At 33.6% G+C, this 1788-nt stretch carries 2 protein-coding genes; both read right to left on the bottom strand.

What is annotated here, in order from left to right:
* Positions 1-465: 465 nt before the first annotated feature.
* Entirely contained in the window at positions 466-1017 is a 552-nt protein-coding gene (gene gmk, locus F6K13_RS31560) for a guanylate kinase (protein WP_124144485.1), read from the bottom strand.
* 86 nt (positions 1018-1103) lie between these two features.
* Positions 1104-1358, bottom strand: a complete 255-nt coding sequence (remA, locus tag F6K13_RS31555) for an extracellular matrix/biofilm regulator RemA (protein ID WP_124144486.1) — start codon at positions 1356-1358, stop codon at positions 1104-1106.
* Positions 1359-1788: the final 430 nt, after the last annotated feature.

The raw sequence follows: 1788 nt of genomic DNA, 5'->3' as shown, positions 1-1788 counted from the left end.
TAACCTTTCTTTCTACTGGGATAATCAGAGTAAAAAAAATTATGATGAATTTTGTACCTCACGCTTCTTGGAAATTATAGCAATTCCTTAAAATAATGCTTTTTTTATTTAAAAATTCAGCTATTAAGTAATAAATCAGATTCAGTGATTTTTTTAGCAATTATTTATATGAAGTAAACATATATTATTCATTTATTATTCGTTATTCACCTAATCCGTACTCCCTGCTCTCAATAAAATTAGTAAAAATGCGTGTGATTTCGTATTATAAATAAATTAATTTCTCATTTGGCAATCCTGCAACTGTAATGGTATTAATTGAACTTAGGACAAATCACCTAATGATGTCAGTTCTAATTACCTCAGCTCCAATTAAAAGAAGGAAAATGTATTTCGGTTTCTTTCCTACTCAAAGTTTTTTCCACTTCCCCACTCCCCCACTCCCTTACTGCACTACTTATAATTTCAGTCAAATAATACTTTCTCCAAATTTTGCAAAGCAATTTCCAAATTATCATTCATTAGTTGTACATCAAACTCTCCTGCAGCTTCCATCTCTTTAATTGCCCTTTCTAGACGCTTGACGATCGCTTCTTCCGAATCATGTCCTCTATCCCGCAATCTTTTTTCCAATTCAGTCATAGAAGGAGGTAAAATAAAAATAAGCAATGCTTCTGAAAAAGTCTGTTTAATTTGTCTTGCCCCTTGTACCTCAATCTCCAATAATACTAATTTACCCTGTTTAATATTTTCAATAACTGGCAGACGTGGCGTACCATAAAAATTACCTGCAAACTCAGCCCATTCTAATAAATCTTGAGTTTCAATCATTTGTTGAAATTTATTGCGGTCTACAAAGTAATAACTTTCTCCTTCTACTTCTCCAGGTCGAGGACAACGGGTAGTCATAGAAATAGATAAAACTAATTCTGGATGACGTTCTAAGAGAGATTTTACCAAAGTCCCCTTACCTACACCACTAGGTCCTGTTAAAACAATTAATTTACCAGTTTGCATAAATTTTTATCGCAGTACAAGCGAGCATAACTAAACTTTTAGTTATTAATAACAAATTTTGGAAAATCAAACATCAATTACTACAATTAACTATCTTTATTGTTAAATATAAATCGATGTGCCACTGTCTCAGGTTGAATTGCCGAAAGAATAATATGATTAGAATCTGTAATAATCACTGCTCTGGTACGCCGACCATAAGTAGCATCAATTAATTTGCCTCTTTCCTTGCCATCGCTAATCATTCGCTTGATCGGGGCTGATTCTGGACTAACAATTGCAACGACTCTATTCGCAGAAACTATATTACCAAAACCAATATTAATTAACTGGATATCCATGACAGATTATGCAACTTATATATACAAAGTTTTTCAGTTATAGCAGCAGGAAAAAGGAAGAAGGAAGAAGGAAGAAGGAAGGTAAGCATTCAGGTCTTGGGGTTGCATTATTCTTGATTTTTTGCATACTCAGTGTTTCAAAGCTGAAAACTGTATCTAAGAATACTAAATAGTCTATAAATGAGACTAAAAGGTTTCTGGAAAGTGATAAACACATAGATATGATTATTTGTCAACCCCAGCACCTGAATAGTTACGAAGGAAGAAGGACAAATTTTCGTTGTCTGAGTTTAAGCTTTTGATATGTCAGTGCTCTTTCCTTAGACTACTATGTACAGAAGATTTCACCAAGGGTGAGATATACCCCGAAGCGGGAAAAATGCCAGCACTGGGAACATTTAATTATTAATATCTGTACTTCTTATGGGAG

Origin of the sequence: Okeania sp. SIO2B9 (genome assembly GCF_010672505.1) — a bacterium.
GTDB lineage: Bacteria > Cyanobacteriota > Cyanobacteriia > Cyanobacteriales > Microcoleaceae > Okeania > Okeania hirsuta.
This window is presented reverse-complemented; position numbering and strand designations above follow the sequence as displayed.

Excerpts from the sequence above, each read along its gene's own strand:
- gmk (WP_124144485.1), bottom strand. The coding sequence starts at position 1,017 with ATGCAAACTGGTAAATTAATTGTTTTAACAGGACCTAGTGGTGTAGGT.
- remA (WP_124144486.1), bottom strand. The coding sequence starts at position 1,358 with ATGGATATCCAGTTAATTAATATTGGTTTTGGTAATATAGTTTCTGCG.